The organism is Pseudomonas sp. T8, assembly GCF_024610635.1.
In the GTDB taxonomy this organism is placed as follows: Bacteria; Pseudomonadota; Gammaproteobacteria; order Pseudomonadales; family Pseudomonadaceae; genus Aquipseudomonas; species Aquipseudomonas chlororaphis_I.
Genome location: NZ_CP102374.1, coordinates 5,583,642 through 5,602,583, shown reverse-complemented (window position 1 = coordinate 5,602,583; position 18,942 = coordinate 5,583,642). Strand labels below are relative to the sequence as shown.

Sequence of the window (18,942 nt, the reverse complement as noted above, 5' to 3'; positions counted from 1 at the left end):
GGCTTACCTCCCCACCGCGCCGAGCGCGCCCTGGTTGATGACGCCATACAGATGCTGACTGACCTTGCTCACGGTGTCGTGCAGGTAGGCCAGTTCCGGGTCCAGGGAGATGCCGAAACGGTCTTCGAACTCGGCGGACAGACCGACGATCAGCACCGAATCGACGCCCATCTCGTGGAACGAACGCTCGACGTCCAGCGACCCGGAATCGACCTCCAGCAGGCTGGCCAGGGTTTCGGTCACGGCAAAGGTTATTTCGTCTATATGCACAGTCGCCTCCCAGCGTAATTCGCTTCCTTTGCATGGCCGTTGGCCCGCGCCACCCCGTGGTGAAACCACGGGATCGACGCTTGGGCAGGCGTCATGATGCAAACGCGTTTTGAGTGTGGACGACCCGCCGCGGCAGGCCATTTGCTACACCCCGATGCTCGGCGTCATGCCGGCTCAGCTCAATACTCCGTAAGGAGTAGCGCCTGGTTTTGTAGGCGCTGCCGCGGGCTGCGACAGGACCGAAGGTCCTCCAGCGATCTCAAGCCCCCTGCGCCCGCTTCGCGGTCGATCGCAGCCTCGCGGGCTCGGCAGCGGCTACAAACGCGCCGACCGGCAGGTCGCGCCTGGCTTTTGCTTTTGATCTACCCGCCCCATCGGGAGGCTTCGTTCCGGTGTTCATCAGGGGGATGGCGCGCAGCGCCCCTCGACGCAGTCGAGGACATCGTATGGAGGTCGAAGCGAAGCCGACCGGAGTCGATGCCCCCTGATGGACGCCGGAGCGAGGGAACCTGAGCGCAGCGAAGGCCGTACGCAGGGGCAAGCGTTTTTGGTTCCTTTTTAGGCGTTTGTAAAAAGGGACTCGCCGTAAGGGCGAAACCCTAAGTGGCCGTTACCACAGGAATGGATATGTACACCGTCCAAAAAATGCAGCGCCTGCACAGACGCAATCGCGGGCAATCGAACGTCGACCAGCCTCTCCTACAGAAGCCAGCAAACGTATCCGCCATGACCGCAAGAATAGATGTGTACCCCCCCCCAAAAAAAACATGCAGCGCCCAAACAGACACCATCACGGCCAATCGAACACCGACCGGCCGCTCCTACAAAAAGCACAGGCGACGCCGAAGCACTGAGCCTCGTCAGCACTGAGGGGGTGGTTACTGGATGAAAGACAGGCAGCACTCACTCGTCGCAGAACAACGCCGCGATCTGCGCCCGACTCGACGCCTGGAGTTTGGAGAAGATGTTCTGCAGATGGGTTTTCACGGTCTTGTCGCTGATGCCGAGGATCTGGCCAATCTCCCAGTTGGTCTTGCCTCGGGCCACCCAGCGCGAAATCTCCGCTTCGCGGCTGGACAGGATGGACAACAGTTGATGGTTCGGCCCCGGGTTGTGGCGCAACAGCTTGCTGCCCAGCGCCCGGTTCAGGGCGATGTGCAGGTACGGGGCGAAGACCATCATGCGCATTTTGCTTTCATGGGCCACGGTGGCCGAGATGTTGTGAAAGAAGTAGCCGGTGAAGGTGTTGCGGTGCAATCCGGGCAGCAGGGTCCAGCCCAGATTGCGTATGCCGTGTTCGCGAAAAATCTTCGCCCACACCTGGTCCTGCGAGTTACCCAGGCGCTCCAGGGTGGTGAACTTGGGGCGTCCGCAATGCTCGATGGGGTCGATGCCCAGCGGCGGAATCATGCCGTCGCGACCGACGATGGCCTTGATCAGGTCATCGGAGACGCTGTCCGGATGAATCAGGTGCGAAAAGAACACCCGGTGCGCACGGACCCGGCCGCTGGCGAACACGAAGTTCTCGCACGGCAGGATCTGCGGCAGCGCCAGCTGGGTCTGCTGTGTCAGCTCGGCGATGCTGCGCGCCGAGGTGATGGAGTTGAGCACGCTGGTCAGCTGCAACCGTTGCTGGCTGTCGGTGGGCGGCAACGACAGCACCGACCGCGGGCGGCTGGCCAGTTCCAGCCGCGGTTCGCAGAAGGCCGGCTGGGCGAACAGCAACGCCGCGGGTTTGGGCGCATGCACCGGGCCGATCGATAGACTGGTCATGCTTCCACGACCTGGCTGTCGACGGTGATGTCACGCAATACCCGGCCGTTGCTCTCCACCGCGACCACCGACTTGTCCAGCGGATGGGCTTCGGCCGGCGCCGTGCCCTCGAGTGCCGCCAGCCAGGGAGCGAACTGCTTGCGGCACTCCTGGCGCTTGATCTTGCCGCTGGAGGTACGCGGCAACGACCCGCCGAACACCAGCAACAGCACCGGCCGCGCCAATTGGTGCTGTTGCCACAGCCGCGCCTTCATGTCGCTGAACAGCTGCGGCAGGTCGAGGCTGCGCAAGGCCCGTCGCTCGATTTCCTGGGCGATCACCACCTGCTCGCTGTCGCCGGTCTCGATGCTGAAGGCCGCGGTGCCGTCCGGGCGAAAACTGTCATGGGTACGCAGCACGGTGTTCTCGATATCGCCAGGGTGATGGTTGACGCCATTGACGATGATCAGGTCCTTGAGCCGTCCGGTGACGAACAGCTCGCCATCGAGCAGGAAGCCCAGGTCGCCGGTGCGGAAGTAGCGCGACCAGCCCAGCGCCGGCGGGGCCGGGCGAAAGGCCGCGGCGGTGCTCTCCGGGCGCTGCCAGTAACCGCTGGCGACGCTGTCGCCGAGGATGCAGATCTCGCCGACCCGCCCGTCCTCCAGTGGCTGTTCGGTGTGCGGGTCGCAGATGAACGGGCCCTGCCCCGGAATGCCGCGGCCGCTGCTGACCAGGGTGCACAGGCGCAACTCGGCGTCGCTGCCCTGGCCGTCGTGCAGGCGCGCCACATTGTCCTCCAGCAAGCCGGCATGGAACTGGCGAATCACCGGCTCGCGCTTGCTGCCACCGGCGCTGACCATCAGCGTGCCTTCGGCCAGCCCGTAGCAGGGAAAGGCCGAGGTGCTGGCAAAACCGGCACGGGCGAAACGCTCATGGAAGGCGGCAATGGTCTGCGCCCGCACATGTTCGGCGCCGTTGAAGGCCACCTCCCAACTGCTCAGGTCGAGGCCGGCCAGCTCTTCGTCCTTGATCTTGCGCAGGCACAATTCATAGGCGAAGTTCGGCCCGCCGCTGACGGTGCCGCGGTAGGTGCTGATGGCCTGCAACCAGCGCAGCGGCCGTTGCAGGAAGTGGATCGGCGCCAGCAGGGTCGAGCCGAAGCCGACGAACAAGGATTGCAGGATGCCGCCGATCAGCCCCATGTCGTGATACGGCGGCAGCCAGCTGACCAGGTGACTGTCCTTGTGGGTCAGAAAGCCGCGGCTGATGCTGCGCGAATTGTGAATCAGGTTGCCGTGGGTCACCGCCACTCCTTTGGGAATCCCGGTGGAGCCGGAGGTGTATTGCAAAAAGGCGATATCGTCCCGGGTCACAGGAACCGTCCGCCATTCGCTGGCCAGGGCCAGGTCCAGAGTCGCCATGTCCAGCACCCGCGGACTGTCGGCCTGCCCCAGCCGGGCCTGGATGGTCGGGACATCCTCGCCACTGGCCAGCGCCGCCGTCGGCTGGCAGTCGTCGATGATGCCGTCCAGCCGGTCCAGGGTCTTGGTCGCCCCCGGCGGATAGGCCGGCACCGCCACCAGCCCGGCATACAGGCAGCCCATGAAGGCGATCACATAGTCCAGGCCCGGCTTGAGCAGGATCAGCACCCTGTCCCCCACCCGGCAATGCCCCTGCAACCGGGCCGCCGCCGCTCTCGCCGCGCGGTCCAGTTCAGAGAAGGTGATCAGGGTTTCTTCGTCTCGCCCGTTGTGCAGAAAACGATAGGCCAATCGGTCCGGGATCGTATGGGCGTGAAGCTGCAGACATTCCGAAAAATTCGCATACGGAACGTCGCTATCGTGGTCGTTCGTAGTCATTATTTTGTGTCCAGGCAGCCGTACTTAGCCATCTCCCGCAAGGCCCGAAATCTGCGGCCTTGCGCATCCATTACGCTTGATCATCCTCTGGGAGCGCGCACTCGAAGTTAATACTCCGAACGGCGTATACCCGCAATTTCCGCCCCCGGCGCATATTCGCCTCACAGCTCGATGCATGCATGGCTTTTTGCCATACGGCCTTGCAGTCATCAGCCCTTTTCAAAGAGGTGAAGCCGACTATCCGGGCCTGCGCAAGCTGGGCTTGTGTAACTGGCCATGTCATGAAATCCAGGCCGGAACGGGAGCGTTCCGGTTTCGCCACCAGCGTGCGCAGCACCGGGAGAACAGGATGTCTTTTAGCGAATACGCCACCTTCGACGCGGTCGGCCTGGCCGATCTGGTCAGAACCAGACAGGTACGCCCCTCCGAACTGCTGGAGGAAGCCATACGCCGCATCGAAGCCTTCAACCCGGCGGTCAACGCCGTGGTCTACAAGGCCTACGACAAGGCCCGGGCGCAGGCCGCCGAACAGGACAAGGCCCCAGCGACGGGCGCGCTGCACGGCGTGCCGTTCCTGCTCAAGGACATCCTCGGCGACTGCCAGGACCTGCCCTCGACCCTGGCTTCGCGCATGCTGCAAGCACGGGTCATGCCCCAGGACTGCGAGCTGGTGAAGCGTTTTCGCCAGGCCGGGCTGGTGTTCGTCGGCAAGACCAACGCTCCGGAGTTCGGCATTCTGCCCACCACCGAAGGGGCCTTCTACGGCCCGGCGCGCAACCCGTGGAACCTGGAATATTCCACCGGCGGCTCCAGTGGTGGCGCAGCCGCCGCGGTGGCCACCGGCATGGTCCCGGCGGCCCATGGCAACGACGGCGGTGGCTCGATCCGCATTCCCGCCTCCTGCTGCGGCCTGGTCGGCCTCAAACCGACCCGGGCGCGCAATTCCCTGGCCCCGGACTTCGGCGAGCTGCTCAGCGGCCTGCTGGACGAACATGTGCTGACCCGCAGCGTGCGCGACAGCGCCGCCCTGCTCGACGCCACCCACGGCGTGGTGCCGGGCGATCCGTATCGCGCGCCGCCCATGCAGGGGCGTTTTCTCGACCAGCTCGGCCGCGAACCGGGGCGCCTGCGCATCGCCTTCTCCAGCACCGACCCGGCCGGTCGGCCGCTGCACCCCGACTGCATCGCAGCGGTGGAAAGCACCGCGCGCCTGCTCGAATCCCTCGGCCACCATGTGGAAGAAGCCGCGCCGCAGCTGGACCTGCAAAGTTTTGCCGAAGCCTTCAGCGCCCTGTGGTTCTCCGGAATCGCCTTCGCCGTAGAACTGATGAGCCTGCAACTAGGACGCGGCCCGCTGCCCGGCGAACTGGAAAACCTGACCCAGGCCGTGCATCAACGCGGCCTCGGCGTGAGTGCGGTGGAGTACCAGATGTCCGAGCTGGTGCTGCAGCAGGTCGGCCGGGAAATGGCGCGCTTCCACCAGACTTATGATTGCTGGCTGACCCCGACCCTGGCCCGGCCGCCGCTGCGCAACGGGGTGGTGGATATCCATTCCAGCGACCTGGAAAACACCTACGGCCCGCTGATCGACTACAGCCCGTTCACCGCCATCCACAACGCCTCGGGGCAGCCGGCGATTTCCCTGCCGCTGCACTGGAACGCCGAGGGCCTGCCGATCGGCCTGATGCTCAGCGCCGCCTTTGGCGAGGAAAGCCTGCTGTTCCGCCTGGCCGGCCAGCTGGAACAGGCACGGCCATGGAAGGACCGGCGGCCGCAGCTGTTCATGCAGCACCGCCCCAACGAAGCGGTTATCGGCTAAGGAGAGCAGCACCCATGCGCACGCTGGACACCTCGACCGCCCCGCCTTATTGCCCCGTTGGTTCAGGCCAGGAGCAGCACCTGCCGGGGGCCATTCCCTGGCCCACCGATGGCCTGAACCGCGAGCAACTGGCGCGTTATGGCAAGGAGCTGATTCGCCAGACCCTGCCTTTTACCGTGGAAAACCGCCGCCTGAGCTGGTGGCATTTCTACTCGACGCTGCTGGTGATCGGGCTGTTCGGCGCGGCCGTGGCCATGCCGTTGTGGTGGCCGCTGCGCCTGGCGTGCAGCGTGCTGCTGGGCTTGTCCCTGGTGCGCATGTTCGTGCTGTACCACGACTACATGCACGGCGCGATCCTCAAGGGCTCGCGTTTCGCCGAGGTGTTTTTCAAGACCTTCGGCTTGCTGCTGATGGCCCCGCCGACGCTGTGGAAGCAGTCCCACGACTACCACCACGGCCACAGCTGCCAGTACGTCGGCGCGGAACAAAACCGCCTGCCGCTGCTGTCCACCCACACTGACCTGGGCACCTTTCCCCTGCTGTCCACCGAGGAATATGCCCGCGCCGGGCGCCTCAAGCGCTTGCGTTATCGTGTCGCCCGGCACCCGCTGATGATCCTGCTGGCGTCATTCAGCATCTTCATTTTCAGCATCTGCATGGTGTCGCTGATCACCCAGCCGCAGCATCGGCTCTGGTCGCTACTGGCGCTGGCGCTGAACCTGGCGAGCGCCGTCGCCCTGGCACTGCTGGCACCGGACATCCTGCTGTACGGGGTATTGATCCCCAGCCTGTCCGGCTCGGCGCTGGGCGCCTACATGTTCTACTGCCAGCACAACTTCCCCGGCGTGCGTTACCCCGAGCGCGCCGACTGGGACTACGCCGCTACCGCGGTGTTCTCCTCCAGCTACATGCGCACCGGCCCACTGATGGCCTGGTTCACCGCCAATATCGGCTATCACCATGTGCATCACGCCAACTCGGGCATCCCCTTCTACCGCCTGCCAGAAGCCATGGCGGCGATCCCGGCGTTGCAATCGCCCATCACCACTTCGCTGCACCCGCGGGATATCTACCGCTGCCTGCGACTCAAGCTGTGGGACCCGGCGCACCAGCGCATGATCTCGTTCGCCGAGTTTCGCCAGCAGGCGCAACGCTGAAGGAAATGAGCTGTCGGGCGTTGCCCGGCGAGCACTCGCCAGGGATGATCGAGGCCGGAATTTTCCCGTCGATCGTGGGTCAGTAGAGCCACGCCTTTTCGCACCGGTCCGTTGGTCCGTGACAATGGGGCCTCGGTCCCATAAATTAGGCGCCCTGAAAAGGCCCGGTGCTTTTCTAGCCTCATTTCCAGTTAAACGAAGTAGTGAAATATCAATGTCCGATTCCAATACAGAAGAATCCGTAAACGCCTTGTCGTCCAAAGCGGAATACGAAAACGCCATCAATCTTTCACAGCACGTGTCCCAGGCCAAGACCATCAGCGAGATGGTCCTCGATGCTTTCCAGTCCACCAAGGAAAGCGACCAGATCCGCGAATTGCGCGCCGAGATCCGCCAGGCTCACGACCGCTTCGACGACGACCGCGCCTATGAACTCATGGGCCAGCTCAAGCAGCTCAAGGACGCCGAGGCCGCCGACAGCGCCGCCCTCGAAGACCTGAGCAGCAAGTTCCCGATCAGCCGCATCCTGTCCAGCTACAAGGACGACCCGAGCTTCCAGGAGCTGGTCTACGGCCTGGCGCTGAAAGTGCTGAACCAGACCCACCAGGCCATCAGCAGCCCAGGCGGCGGCAAAAGCAAGGCGCGGCCGAAGAAAGAAATGGAAGTGTTCGCCATCAGCAAGGACGGCATCAGCGTCACCCTGCCGATCCGCCCGCGCTCCAAGGCCAACGTCGACCGTGAAGCCTTCGAATTCCTCGGTTTCGCCTTTGTCGGCGAAGGCGACGAGGCTGAGCTGGAAAGCGAAGTGTTCTTCGACAAGGACGGCAACGAACAGCCAGCCACCCGCAAGAACATCGTCACCGCGATCCAGCAGCAGACCGCGTTCGAAGGCTACAGCGCTCTACAACAGCAATAACCCGTACCCGCGAGCTGGCTCGCGCAGAGGGCGGATCGCGCAACAGCGCAGCGCCCCTCAGCGGCTGGCTCCTGCGAATGAAAGACCGGCCCCCCCTCAGTTGCCCCGGTAATCTGCGATGGGATACATCGCGCACAACGCCTCGGTCTGGAGTCGGAACTGCTCTTGCAACTCAGGCTCCAGGCTGTACTTCTGCTCGCTGAGTGGCGTGACCTTGTCCAGTATCCGGCACACCAGATCGACCACTTCACGACACCCTTGGGAATCGATGTAGCGTTGGGCGATGGAACCGGTGCCGAGACACAAGCCATTGGCGACGAATGAGGACCGGGTTTCCCCCAGTGCGCGGTTTTTACCCACGATGATGCCGCATCGCTCCAGTGCCGAGGCGGCAATCGAACCGCTGATGCCCCCACGCAACCTGAGCAGAACCGTGTGGTTCTCCGTCCCCCCGCCCACGACCTCGTAGCCCTGCGCCATGAATGCGCTGGCCATTGCATCGGCTGTGCTGCGAATCCGCCCCATGTAGGCATCGAACTCGGGGGACATCGCGTAGCCCAGCGCAGCGGCCTTGGCCGCGATCATGTTGACCGCCGGCGCGCCCTGCATCCTGGGGAATACCGCTTGCTCAAGGACCCGACTGAAGCTCGCCCTCAGGCCGGGAACCTTGGTGTCGGCGTCCCGGCCGGAAAGGATGAGGCCGCCACGAGGCCCCGCGAGTTGCTTGTGGGTACACGCGGTGGTGACATGCGCCACGTCGATCGGGCTCGGATGCCGCCCCGTGGCGACCAGCCCGGCGATATAGGAGATGTCCGCCAGCAGGATGGCCCCGGCCTCGTCGGCAATAGCGCGAAAGCGTTGGAAGTCCACGACCCGGGAATAGGCGGTCGCACCGCAGATGATGATGCGCGGACGATGGGCGAGCGCCAGGTGGCGAACCTCTGCGTAATCGATCACGCCCTGCGAGGTGGTGCCGTAGCGGATCGCCTTGTAGTGGGCGCCGGTGAATGCGACAGGGCTGCCGTGGGTCAGGTGCCCGCCGTGATCGAGGGCCATTCCGAGAATGGTGTCCCCCGGCTCGAGCAGGGCAGCCAGCACTTGGTAGTTGGCGTTCGAGGCGGAGTGTGACTGGACGCTGGCATATTGCGCCCCGAACAACTCCCGCGCCCGGCGAATCGCCAGCGACTCGACCAGGTCGACGTTCTCGCAGCCAACCTGATGACGCTTGCCTGGCGTGCCCTCGGCTGTGACGTTGACCAGTGCCGAGGCAGACGCCGCCAGGATGCGAGGGTTGGCCGCGCAGGAGGATGAAACCAGGGACAGTGTGCGGTGTTGACGCGTGACTTCAGCGTCCAGGATCCCGGCCAGTTCGGCGTCTTCAGCGCGCAAATCCGCCAAACCACGTCGCAACAGGTCGGCCTGGTCCCTCAGTGGTTCTGTATAAGCTGCCATCGTTCGGTGTTCCTTCCTTGTCATTTGCGTGCTACGAACGACAGCACGCTTCCTGGTTTAACGTTCGTGGGCAGCTAATTAATCAAAAAATTAAACACTTTCCAAATTAAATGCTTCTTTTCCGAGGAGCGGGAAGGGACAGCAGGTTTGCGTTGCTGCTGGATGTTCGCCTATCAAGGCGATGGCACCGCGCATTTCGGGGCTTTATTGTCATGACAGGGACATGCAACACTTGCCCCCCGCGGCGCCCCCGGTCCGAACCCTCCCAAGGATTCCGGGCGCGCCCGATACCGACAGCGAAATATTCCAGGATGGATGCAGGCTGGCTAAAGGAGCACTAGCGAGTTGGTACAGACCACAAAGCCGACAAGCTCTTGCCGCATCAATCCGACTGTTCTCACCCCCTGGCGTCGAGCAGTTGAATGTCATGCACGCCACGCACGCTATGAAAGCCCCTAAGCGTGGCGACTATAAGGAAATGGTGAGCATTTGATGCACAGAAGAGAAAGAACAGAGTATTTGAAGAGCAATATCAAATACCTGATAAAAAGCCGCGGCGAGACGCAACTGTCTTTATGCAATGCCAGTGGCCTGACCAGGACGACCATCTACAACATTCTGGAAGGCAAGGTCAGCAACGTACAGCAATCCACCATTCGCAAAATCTCTGATTTCTTCGGTGTCTCCTACGAAGAAATAGAAACCGTCGATTTTGAAGAGAAGGAAATCATCGACAGCAGTATTTCCCCACAAGGAAACATGAACCCGGCGGCGGTTCCGATCCTCAAGGAAAGCCTGTTGATGATCAACATGTACAAGCGGATTGGCGAACTGGCCATACTTCACCCACTGACCTATTACTTCGGCGCCTCCTACAACTTGATAGCGGTGCTGCTGGAGAATGAGATCAAGGGCCTGTACGAGGCCGGCGACCTCTTGATCATTCAAAAGGGAGTGTCGAGCGACGACAAGGAAAAACTGGTCTACGACAGACAGGCAAGAAAGCTGTTCATCATCAATGAGCCATGCTCCGACTCAGACCGAGTACTTGTGGTGGGTGACATCATCGAGGAGCGATTCAATGGCAGCTTATGAAGGCGAACTCGAGAACAGCAAATATAAACTTCTGGGCTTTGAAAACAACAAGAGCCTGGCGGTGATCATGATCATCGCTACGGGCAAAGTCATAAAGATCAAACTGAGCGAAGTGCTTAACAGCGAAATAATGGAAAACCTGAACAAAATGGAAGTTAAAAACATCTACAAGAAGTTCTACTCCCAAGGAGGAGCGCTGACCGCATACGACCTGAATGACCGCCACGAAAGCTCATGGATGATTTATATCATCCTTAATCTGCTGCTCTTTACCTTCTATATCTTCACCAGCATTGCCGCCACCAAGCCCATTTATCTTGAATCATTTGGCATCATTATCACTCCGGGCACCTTCCTTTATCCCCTGACATTCTTGATCGTTGACCTGTTGAACGAAAACTTTGGACTGCGGCTGGCAAGAAAAGCGATCTTCTTTGCCTTCGCCAGCAACGCCATGATTATCATCCTGCTCTATGGCTCGACCTTTCTCCCCGGCCTGCCAGGCTGGAAGCTCGACACCCCGTACAACGACGTGATCATTCATGTGTCATCTGTCCTGGTGGCGTCCTCTGTCTCTTTCCTGGCTTCCGAGAACATCAACTCGTACTTGCTGTGCAAGATAAAAGAGCTGACGAATTCCAGGTTCCTGTTCCTGCGGATATTCTTGAGTACGCTGTTCGCGGTCATTATCGACAGCTTCGTGTTTTGCTACATTGCCTTTTATGGCTCGATGCAAAACAACGACATCCTGAACATGATTTATGTGCAGATCGCAATCAAGGTGTGCTTTGCCTTCTTCAACATCTTGCCTGCCTATGGAGCCAGGTCACTGTTCAAGAGATACATGACGGACAGCCAGACAAAGTAGTGCAACCACTCTTTATCTCAAGCTGATGGATTCAACACTCATCCGGCAGGTGTGGATGCAGTGTTGAAATCCATTGACGTGCTGTCGGTCAAGCCGTCATTGCAGATTCATCTTGCTTCTCAAGCTATTCATGACTTCTGTCTTGTTCCCCAGGTAATCATTCAGCCCTCTTGCACGAAGGTTGCACGCATCGCAATTGGCACAACCGCTGCCAAGCACGCCGTTGTAGCACGTCAGGGTCTGCTCGCGGATCAGGCTCAACTGATTGTGATGATCCGCCAGCGCCCACGTCTCCGACTTGTTCAGCCACATCAGTGGCGTATCAAGACGCAGGCGGTATTCCATGCCCAACTCGACGGCCTTGTTCAAGGCCTTTACAAACTCGTCACGGCAATCGGGATAACCCGAGAAGTCCGTTTCACACACCCCGGTAATGACCGTTTCAGCCTGTACCTGGTAGGCATAGATAGAGGCCAGGGTCAGAAACAGAATGTTTCTTCCCGGCACGAAAGTGCTAGGCAGGCTTTCACCTGAACTGTTCACCGTCGGCACCGGAATATTGTCTCGAGTGAGACTGCTGATCGCCAACTCATTGAGCAACGAAGCATCCAGCACTTTGTGGACTGTCGCTCCCAACTGCTTCGCGAGCTGCTGCGCCACTTCTATTTCTGCGCGGTGGCGCTGGCCGTAATCAAAGGTAATACAGTGCACTTCATCATAGAGCGGCAATGCGTGGATCAGACAGGTCGTCGAGTCCTGCCCGCCACTGAATACGACAACAGCTTTTTTCTTCATCATTCTGCTTCCTGCATGAATAGAGTCATTTGAATATTTAAACAGCCCACTGACTGACACTCAATAAAAAGCCCCGCGCTTCTGTCGAAGGCGGGGCTTTTTCATAGCCTTTGCAGCTTATGGCGCGTAGGTCAGCAGCAGTTCGCTCGGTACCTTGAAATCCAGGGACATCATCACGCTCAGCGCGGTGATGGTGAAGATCGAGAACACGAACAGCTTGCGGGCCCAGACGGTGTCGTCCACCGCCTTGTAGCCGGTCCAGGCCATGTACAGCCAGTACATGCCCATCGCGGCCGCGACGGCCAGGTAGCTCATGCCGGCATACCCGCTGAAGGTCAGCATCAGGGTCGCCACCAGGAACGCCAGGATGTAGAGCAGGATGTGCTTCTTGGCCACAAGGATGCCGCGCTTCACTGGCAGCACCGGAATCGATGCGGCCAGGTAATCGTTGAAGCGGAAGATCGCGATGGCGTAGGAATGCGGCATCTGCCACAGGCTGAACATCACCAGCAGGGTCAGCGCGGCCATGTCGAAGCTGTTGCTCACGGCCACGTAACCGATCACCGGCGGCATCGCCCCGGACAGGCTGCCCACCAGCGTGCCGTGCACCGACTTGCGCTTGAGGTACAGGCTGTAGAAGCCGACGTAGATGACAAAGCCGATCACGGCAAACAGCGCCGCCAGCGGATTGGCCACCTTGTACAACAACGCAACGCCGGCGACACCCAGCAGGGTCGCGTAGACCAGTGCCACTTTCAGGGAGATCAGGCCCTGAACCAGCACGCGGTTCTTGGTGCGCTCCATCTTCAGGTCGATGTCGCGGTCGATGCAGTTGTTGAACACGCAACCGGAAGCTACCACCAGGGACGTGCCGATCATCGCGGCCAGGAAGATGGCCAGATCGACATGTCCCTTGGAGGCCAGGAAAAAACCGCCCGCCACAGAAAGCACGTTACCGAAAATGATCCCCGGTTTGGTGATTTGGATAAAGTGCTTGAGCGACATCGGGTCTTACCTCACTTCGCCATCATGTAGGTGTGGATGCTGAACATGATCCACAACGACAGACCAACCAGCAGGACGATCACCAGGGCAGCGAAGACGAACGCGATCACGTTGTTACGCTGGGCCTCGGAGCGGTCCAGGTGCAGGAAGTACACCAGGTGAACCAGGACCTGGATCACCGCGAAGGCGAGCACGATCATCAGGGTGATGGATTTCGGCAGGGTCGGGTACATCACCAGGCCGAACGGGATGATCGTCAGGATCACCGACAGGATGAAGCCGATGGCGTACGACTTTACGCTGCCGTGGCCAGCATCATGGCTGTCATGGGAGTGTGCATTAGCCATTACATAGTCCCCATCAGGTAAACAACGGTGAAGACGCAGATCCAGACCACGTCCAGGAAGTGCCAGAACAGGCTCAGGCAGCTCAGGCGGGTCTTGTTGGTTGCGGTCAGGCCGTGCTTGTTGACCTGATACATCATGATCGCCATCCAGATCAGGCCAGCGGTCACGTGCAGACCGTGGGTGCCGACCAGGGTGAAGAACCCGGACAGGAAGCCGCTGCGGCTAGGGCCGTAGCCTTCGGAGATCAGCAGGTGGAACTCGTTGATCTCCATGCCGATGAAGCCCAGGCCGAACAGGAAGGTCAGGGCCAGCCAGCCCAGGACCTGCTTCTTGTTACCCCGGAAGAACGCCAGCATGGCGAAGCCGTAGGTGATCGAACTGAACAGCAGCAAGGCGGTTTCGCCGAGCACGTAAGGCAGTTCGAAGATGTCGTGGCCCGACGGGCCACCCGCTACGTTGTTTACCAGTACCGCGTACACCGCGAAGATCGACGCAAACAGAATGCAGTCGGTCATCAGGTAGAGCCAGAAACCGTATACGGTCATCTCGCCCGAGTCGTGGTGATGGTCATCGTGCCCATGGTCATCGACATGGGTGTGTCCAGCATTGGTCACTAAGTTCGACATGGTTTAAGCCTGTTCCAACGAGGTTTCTACACGGTTGGCCGGAATCTTCTTCTCGGCTACCAGGCGAGCGTGCTGCTCGGCTTCGATGCGTTCGATCACGTCGACCGGCACCATGTAGCCTTGATCATCGCGAGCCGCGTGGATCACGAAATAGATCACGGTACCGGCCAGGCTAGCGATCGCCAGCCACCAGATGTGCCAGATCATCGCGAAACCGAAGACGGTCAACAGAGCACCCATCACCAGGCCGGTGGCGGTGTTGTTCGGCATGTGGATCGGTTCGTAGCGAGCAGGCTTCTGGTACGCGGTACCGTTTTCCTTGGCTTCGGTGAACGGGTCGATGCCATTGGCCTTCGGCAGTACGGCGAAGTTGTAGAACGGCGGTGGCGACGAAGTCGACCATTCCAGGGTGTGGGCATTCCATGGGTCGCCGGACACGCACTGGTTCTGCTTGCGATCACGCACGCTGACGTACAGCTGGATCAGCTGGCAGGCGATACCGATGGCGATCATCACCGCACCGAACATGGCGACGTACAGGTACGGCACCCACTCAGGGTTGGTCGTGGCGTTCAGGCGACGGGTCATGCCCATGAAGCCCAGTGCATAGAGCGGCATGAAGGCGACGAAGAAGCCCGAGATCCAGAACCAGAATGCAGCCTTGCCCCAGCCTTCGTGCAGCTTGAAGCCGAACGCTTTCGGGAAGTAGAAGCTGAAGCCAGCGATGTAGCCGAATACAGCACCACCGATGATCACGTTGTGGAAGTGCGCGATCACGAACAGGCTGTTGTGCAGGACGAAGTCAGCACCCGGGATGGCCAGCAGTACGCCGGTCATGCCGCCGATGGCGAAGGTCACCATGAAGCCCAGGGTCCACAGGACCTGGCTGGTGATACGCAGACGGCCGTGGTAGATGGTGAACAGCCAGTTAAATAGTTTCACACCCGTCGGGATGGAAATCAGCATGGTCGCCAGGCCGAAGAAGGCGTTGACGCTGGCCCCCGAACCCATGGTGAAGAAGTGGTGCAGCCAGACCATGAAGCCCAGTACCGAGATCGCGCCGGAAGCGTAGATCATCGAGTGGTGGCCGAACAGGCGCTTGCCCGAGAAGGTCGAGATGACTTCGGAGAAGATACCGAACGCCGGCAGGATCAGGATGTACACCTCAGGGTGACCCCAAGCCCAGAACAGGTTCACGTACATCATTGGATTGCCACCAAGTTCATTGGTGAAAATGTGGAAATCCATGTAACGGTCGAGGGTCAGCAGTGCCAGGGTAGCGGTCAGGATCGGGAACGAAGCGACGATCAGCACGTTGGCCCAGGTGCAGGTCCAGGTGAAGATCGGCATGTCCATCATCTTCATGCCCGGGGTACGCATTTTCAGCACGGTGGCCAGGAAGTTGACCCCCGTCAGCGTCGTCCCTAGCCCGGATAGCTGTAGCGCCCAGATGTAGTAGTCGACACCCACGCCCGGACTGTATTGCAGGCCCGACAGCGGCGGATACGCAACCCAGCCGGTCTTGGCGAATTCGCCGACGCCCAGGGACAGGTTGATCAGCACGACGCCGGAAACCAGCAGCCAGAAGCTCAGGGAGTTGAGGAACGGATAGGCAACGTCACGCGCGCCGATCTGCAGCGGCACTGCGAGGTTCATCAGGCCGGTGAAGAATGGCATCGCCATGAAGATGATCATGATCACACCGTGGGCGGTGAAGATCTGGTCATAGTGTTCAGGAGGCAGGTAGCCCGGCGAACCCTCGGTGGCCATGGCCAGCTGGGTACGCATCATGATCGCGTCGGCGAAGCCGCGCAGGAGCATGACCATGGCGACGATGATGTACATCACGCCGATTTTCTTGTGGTCGACCGAAGTCAGCCATTCGGTCCACAGGTAGGACCACTTCTTGAAGTACGTGATACCCGCGACAAGCGCCAGACCACCGAGGATGATCATGGCAACGGTCACCATGACAATCGGCTCGTGGAACGGTATCGCGTCCAGACTTAATTTACCAAACATCGTTTACTCCTCTGCCCCAGCAGCTGAATGCGAGCTCATGTCAGTCCCTTCCACAGCGGCCACTTCTTTCTTCTCGTGCTTGACCGGCTTGCCTGGTTTCATGCCTTCATACTTGTCGACGATTTTCTGAAACAGGTCCGGCGTGTACGAGGAGTACAGCGCGACAGGGTTGTTCTGGCTTGGCTTGGCAAGGGCTTCGTATTCAGCTTGATCAAGCTGTTTAGGTGCGGCCTTGACTTCGGCTACCCAGGCGTCGAAATCTTCCTGGCTCGTCGAGATCGCTTTGAATTTCATGCCGGTGAAGCCAGCGCCACTGTAGTTAGCGGAGATGCCTTCCATTTCAGCTTTCTGGTTGGCGATCAGGTGCAGCTTGGTCTGCATGCCTGCCATCGCGTAGATCTGGCCGCCCAGGGCAGGGATGAAGAACGAGTTCATCACGGCGTCGGAGGTGATCTTGAAGTTCAGCGGAGTGTGCTCCGGGAAGCGGATTTGGTTAACCGTGGCGATACCCTGGTCCGGGTAGATGAACAGCCACTTCCAGTCCAGCGCGACCACTTCGATGTTGATCGGCTTGGCGTCGGACTCCAGCGGACGATACGGGTCCAGCGCGTGGGTGGACTTGTAGGTCACATAACCCAGGGCAATGATGATGAGGATCGGGACCAGCCACACCGCGATTTCGATCTTGGTGGAGTGCGACCACTTGGGCGCGTAGGTCGCGTTGGTGTTGGACGCGCGGTATTTCCAGGCGAACGCGAAGGTCATCACGATCACCGGGATCACGACCAGCAGCATCAGCAGGGTAGCGGTGATGATCAGGTTTCGCTCATCCAGACCGACCTGTCCTTTCGGGTCGAGCAAGGTCCACTTGCAGCCTCCCAGCATTAACATCATGCCAAGCAGCGGCAAAAAGCCTAGTAATCGGGGGTACCTGTTTTTACTCATCTCACGACCTCTAAAGCAGCTTGCGCAATGCAGTTGGGTTTTGATGGCCAACACTTCACCGTGCCAAGGGTTGGCATTTTTTCTTCGATTGAATAAGGGCCTGCCCGGCGCGTTACGCGCTGTTTGACAAATCCTGGGCTAGCAGTGAGTTCTTATTCGAATTCGTGGTCAAAGGCCTTGTTACAGACCAATTCCATTTGGTGCGGATATTTGGAAGGTGCCGACACCTGGGGTCGCATGGAGCGTCCAACGCCCCTCGACCGCCGCCGTAAGCTCAGGGTGAGCAGCGCCGGAAATTCAGTGCGGGCGATTGTAGATATGTAGCGTTTTATAAACCATGTCTTATCCCGAAATAATTTTTATCGGTTCGCGCAACAATGCGTGGCGATTATTGCAACGGGTCGCGATCATATCGAGATTCATTCGCAATAAAAAGCCCCAATAACGCCTTCCAGCCAGCTCGAAAAAGGGGCCTTTCACTCGTGCAAAATCCACCGATGGCATCGCGCTATCCCTTGTAAAACGAGGGCTGAAACGATTTATTTAGATAGCCGGCTATGTTTGTTTTGCCGCTCACTGCGCCAACACGAACTGACAGACTTTTTCCGTTTCTGACACAAAAAAAACGGCGTACTGTCATCTGCGCAAACACAGGTGCGACACCCTCCATGTGACAACATGTCGCACGTTTATCGCACGTCCGATTGCCCCATATCACGCCCCTTTCGCACATTGTCCTACACGCAAAAAAGCCCCGGCCCCGAACATCGGGAGCGGGGCTTTTTACGCCGGATCAGGCGCTTTGGCGACGGTTACGAATGATGCCCAGCGGCACCAGCACCAGGGTCAGCACAAAGGCCACCAGCGCCCACTGCGCCAGGGACAGGCCCAGCACCGGCGGGTACGGCGTGGAGCAGAAGCCATCGACCTGGAACCCCAGCGGGAAGACGGTCGCCAACGGCAGGCTGTCGACGATCGGCTGCAGCACATCGATGCCGCAACTGACCGCAGGATGGGCCTGGGTGTAGACGTGATGCCCCGCCACCGCCGCGCCGAACAGCGCGCTGAGCATGACCAACGCTTCCAGCACCGTGAGACTGCGACGGCTGCGCATGGCCGCGCCGATGAAGGCGAAAATCGCGATCAGCAGAAACGCGTAGCGCTGCAGGATGCACAGCGGGCAAGGCGCCTCGCCCAGCACCACCTGCATGTACAGCGCGCCGCCGATCAGCGCCAGGCAGATCACCCCCAGCAACACCAGAAAACGTCGCTCGCGCCCCAAGCGCAGTGTGTCGTCAGTCATCCTCAATTCCTTTCTTTCTGTGGCTCAACCCGATGGCAGCGCTTGCAACTGCTGCATCAGGCTGAGGTTGTCTTCGATATGCCAATTGGCGGTGATCCGGCCATTGGCGATCTGATAAATGTCGGTTGCCCGGAAGTCTACACGCTGACCATGACCTTTGAGTGCATTGAAGGTCCCGCTGAAGTGCCCGCGAAAATGCAGGTGCAGCACCACCCGATCCCCGGCCACGATCATCTGCTCGATTTGTGCGCTCAAGTCCGGCACCGCCGTACGAAAGAAGCGCGACGCCAGCAGCGGCCCGGTCGGGCCCTGGACCCGCCCCGCAGGCGGCGTCATATCGACGAAGTTCTCCGCCAGCGCAGCCTTGGCCAGGCTTTCATAGCCGCTGTTCCAGAAACTGCCGTAGCGCCGCGCGGCCAGTTCCATGGCTTCGCGCTGGGCCTTGGGCAGGCTCTGGTCGACGACCAGGGTTTGCGCCTGGAGCAAGGCCGGCTCGGCGAAAACCAGGGGACTGGCGAGCAAGGTTGCGGCCAGGGTGATGCGGGGAATGGCTGAGAGTTGCATGGGATGATCCTGATCAGTGCGAACGAGCGCCTATCATCAGCATCGGGGAATTAACGATAAACAGGTTAAGAACGGATTAACCTTTAAAGGATTTTTACGAGTGCGGCCTGCGCCCCTGTAGCCGCTGGCGCAGCCTGCGATCGGTTG

General features: G+C 60.1%; 17 protein-coding genes. 5 read left to right on the top strand and 12 right to left on the bottom strand.

Annotated features, from left to right (window positions below; genetic code table 11):
- Nucleotides 1-3 precede the first annotated feature (3 nt).
- The 3 genes from NRG23_RS25455 to NRG23_RS25445 form a co-directional block, all read right to left on the bottom strand.
- On the bottom strand, nt 4-270 hold the full coding sequence (locus NRG23_RS25455) for an acyl carrier protein (protein ID WP_016703515.1): 267 nt from the start codon (nt 268-270) through the stop codon (nt 4-6).
- A gap of 903 nt (nt 271-1,173) precedes the next feature.
- Complete coding sequence (locus tag NRG23_RS25450; protein WP_007929724.1) at nt 1,174-2,043, bottom strand: LuxR C-terminal-related transcriptional regulator; 870 nt, start codon at nt 2,041-2,043, stop codon at nt 1,174-1,176.
- Entirely contained in the window at nt 2,040-3,794 is a 1,755-nt protein-coding gene (locus tag NRG23_RS25445; protein ID WP_373922233.1) for a fatty acyl-AMP ligase, read from the bottom strand. The genes NRG23_RS25450 and NRG23_RS25445 overlap by 4 nt, the downstream gene beginning before the upstream one ends.
- Nucleotides 3,795-4,230: 436 nt before the next feature.
- Between NRG23_RS25445 and NRG23_RS25440 the strand changes: the two genes are divergently transcribed.
- From NRG23_RS25440 to NRG23_RS25430, 3 genes are all read left to right on the top strand, one after another.
- Complete coding sequence (locus NRG23_RS25440) at nt 4,231-5,700, top strand: amidase (protein ID WP_009050691.1); 1,470 nt, start codon at nt 4,231-4,233, stop codon at nt 5,698-5,700.
- A 14-nt stretch (nt 5,701-5,714) separates the two neighbouring features.
- On the top strand, nt 5,715-6,857 hold the full coding sequence (locus NRG23_RS25435; RefSeq protein WP_257372718.1) for a fatty acid desaturase: 1,143 nt from the start codon (nt 5,715-5,717) through the stop codon (nt 6,855-6,857).
- Nucleotides 6,858-7,071: 214 nt separating this feature from the next.
- A complete protein-coding gene (locus NRG23_RS25430; RefSeq protein WP_009050693.1) occupies nt 7,072-7,773 on the top strand; it encodes a hypothetical protein in 702 nt (233 codons plus the stop codon).
- Nucleotides 7,774-7,869: 96 nt separating this feature from the next.
- Here NRG23_RS25430 and glyA read toward each other — a convergent pair whose 3' ends face one another.
- Nucleotides 7,870-9,225, bottom strand: a complete 1,356-nt coding sequence (glyA, locus tag NRG23_RS25425) for a serine hydroxymethyltransferase (protein WP_101283447.1) — start codon at nt 9,223-9,225, stop codon at nt 7,870-7,872.
- Between the two features lie 492 nt (nt 9,226-9,717).
- On the opposite strand from glyA, the gene NRG23_RS25420 reads away from it, so the two are divergent.
- Nucleotides 9,718-10,320: a helix-turn-helix transcriptional regulator gene (locus tag NRG23_RS25420; RefSeq protein WP_257372716.1), complete on the top strand. Its 603-nt coding sequence runs from the start codon at nt 9,718-9,720 to the stop codon at nt 10,318-10,320.
- Entirely contained in the window at nt 10,307-11,188 is an 882-nt protein-coding gene (locus NRG23_RS25415) for a queuosine precursor transporter (protein WP_257372714.1), read from the top strand. Before NRG23_RS25420 ends, NRG23_RS25415 begins: the two co-directional genes overlap by 14 nt.
- A 96-nt stretch (nt 11,189-11,284) precedes the next feature.
- Here NRG23_RS25415 and queC read toward each other — a convergent pair whose 3' ends face one another.
- From queC to NRG23_RS25375, 8 genes are all read right to left on the bottom strand, one after another.
- Entirely contained in the window at nt 11,285-11,983 is a 699-nt protein-coding gene (queC, locus tag NRG23_RS25410) for a 7-cyano-7-deazaguanine synthase QueC (protein ID WP_257375092.1), read from the bottom strand.
- Between the two features lie 117 nt (nt 11,984-12,100).
- Nucleotides 12,101-12,988 carry a heme o synthase gene (cyoE, locus tag NRG23_RS25405; protein ID WP_007929705.1) on the bottom strand — a complete coding sequence of 296 codons (888 nt, stop codon included), beginning with the start codon at nt 12,986-12,988 and terminating at the stop codon, nt 12,101-12,103.
- A gap of 11 nt (nt 12,989-12,999) precedes the next feature.
- A complete protein-coding gene (cyoD, locus tag NRG23_RS25400; RefSeq protein ID WP_007929704.1) occupies nt 13,000-13,335 on the bottom strand; it encodes a cytochrome o ubiquinol oxidase subunit IV in 336 nt (111 codons plus the stop codon).
- A complete protein-coding gene (locus NRG23_RS25395; RefSeq protein WP_007929702.1) occupies nt 13,335-13,961 on the bottom strand; it encodes a cytochrome o ubiquinol oxidase subunit III in 627 nt (208 codons plus the stop codon). Before NRG23_RS25395 ends, cyoD begins: the two co-directional genes overlap by 1 nt.
- Before the next feature lie 3 nt (nt 13,962-13,964).
- The gene (gene cyoB / locus NRG23_RS25390; protein WP_009045490.1) at nt 13,965-15,983 is read right to left on the bottom strand and encodes a cytochrome o ubiquinol oxidase subunit I; all 2,019 of its coding nucleotides are present in this window, start codon (nt 15,981-15,983) and stop codon (nt 13,965-13,967) included.
- Between the two features lie 3 nt (nt 15,984-15,986).
- Complete coding sequence (gene cyoA / locus NRG23_RS25385) at nt 15,987-16,928, bottom strand: ubiquinol oxidase subunit II (RefSeq protein WP_009050698.1); 942 nt, start codon at nt 16,926-16,928, stop codon at nt 15,987-15,989.
- Between the two features lie 793 nt (nt 16,929-17,721).
- Nucleotides 17,722-18,231 carry a disulfide bond formation protein B gene (locus tag NRG23_RS25380; protein ID WP_009045493.1) on the bottom strand — a complete coding sequence of 170 codons (510 nt, stop codon included), beginning with the start codon at nt 18,229-18,231 and terminating at the stop codon, nt 17,722-17,724.
- A gap of 24 nt (nt 18,232-18,255) precedes the next feature.
- Nucleotides 18,256-18,795, bottom strand: a complete 540-nt coding sequence (locus NRG23_RS25375) for an ester cyclase (protein WP_257372710.1) — start codon at nt 18,793-18,795, stop codon at nt 18,256-18,258.
- Nucleotides 18,796-18,942 lie beyond the last annotated feature (147 nt).

Bases quoted from the DNA above. Each gene is read 5' to 3' on its own strand.
- NRG23_RS25450 (WP_007929724.1), bottom strand. From the start codon at position 2,043: ATGACCAGTCTATCGATCGGCCCGGTGCATGCGCCCAAACCCGCGGCG.
- NRG23_RS25440 (WP_009050691.1), top strand. From the start codon at position 4,231: ATGTCTTTTAGCGAATACGCCACCTTCGACGCGGTCGGCCTGGCCGAT.
- NRG23_RS25435 (WP_257372718.1), top strand. From the start codon at position 5,715: ATGCGCACGCTGGACACCTCGACCGCCCCGCCTTATTGCCCCGTTGGT.
- NRG23_RS25430 (WP_009050693.1), top strand. From the start codon at position 7,072: ATGTCCGATTCCAATACAGAAGAATCCGTAAACGCCTTGTCGTCCAAA.
- glyA (WP_101283447.1), bottom strand. From the start codon at position 9,225: ATGGCAGCTTATACAGAACCACTGAGGGACCAGGCCGACCTGTTGCGA.
- NRG23_RS25420 (WP_257372716.1), top strand. From the start codon at position 9,718: ATGCACAGAAGAGAAAGAACAGAGTATTTGAAGAGCAATATCAAATAC.
- NRG23_RS25415 (WP_257372714.1), top strand. From the start codon at position 10,307: ATGGCAGCTTATGAAGGCGAACTCGAGAACAGCAAATATAAACTTCTG.
- queC (WP_257375092.1), bottom strand. From the start codon at position 11,983: ATGAAGAAAAAAGCTGTTGTCGTATTCAGTGGCGGGCAGGACTCGACG.
- cyoE (WP_007929705.1), bottom strand. From the start codon at position 12,988: ATGTCGCTCAAGCACTTTATCCAAATCACCAAACCGGGGATCATTTTC.
- cyoD (WP_007929704.1), bottom strand. From the start codon at position 13,335: ATGGCTAATGCACACTCCCATGACAGCCATGATGCTGGCCACGGCAGC.
- NRG23_RS25395 (WP_007929702.1), bottom strand. From the start codon at position 13,961: ATGTCGAACTTAGTGACCAATGCTGGACACACCCATGTCGATGACCAT.
- cyoB (WP_009045490.1), bottom strand. From the start codon at position 15,983: ATGTTTGGTAAATTAAGTCTGGACGCGATACCGTTCCACGAGCCGATT.
- cyoA (WP_009050698.1), bottom strand. From the start codon at position 16,928: ATGAGTAAAAACAGGTACCCCCGATTACTAGGCTTTTTGCCGCTGCTT.
- NRG23_RS25380 (WP_009045493.1), bottom strand. From the start codon at position 18,231: ATGACTGACGACACACTGCGCTTGGGGCGCGAGCGACGTTTTCTGGTG.
- NRG23_RS25375 (WP_257372710.1), bottom strand. From the start codon at position 18,795: ATGCAACTCTCAGCCATTCCCCGCATCACCCTGGCCGCAACCTTGCTC.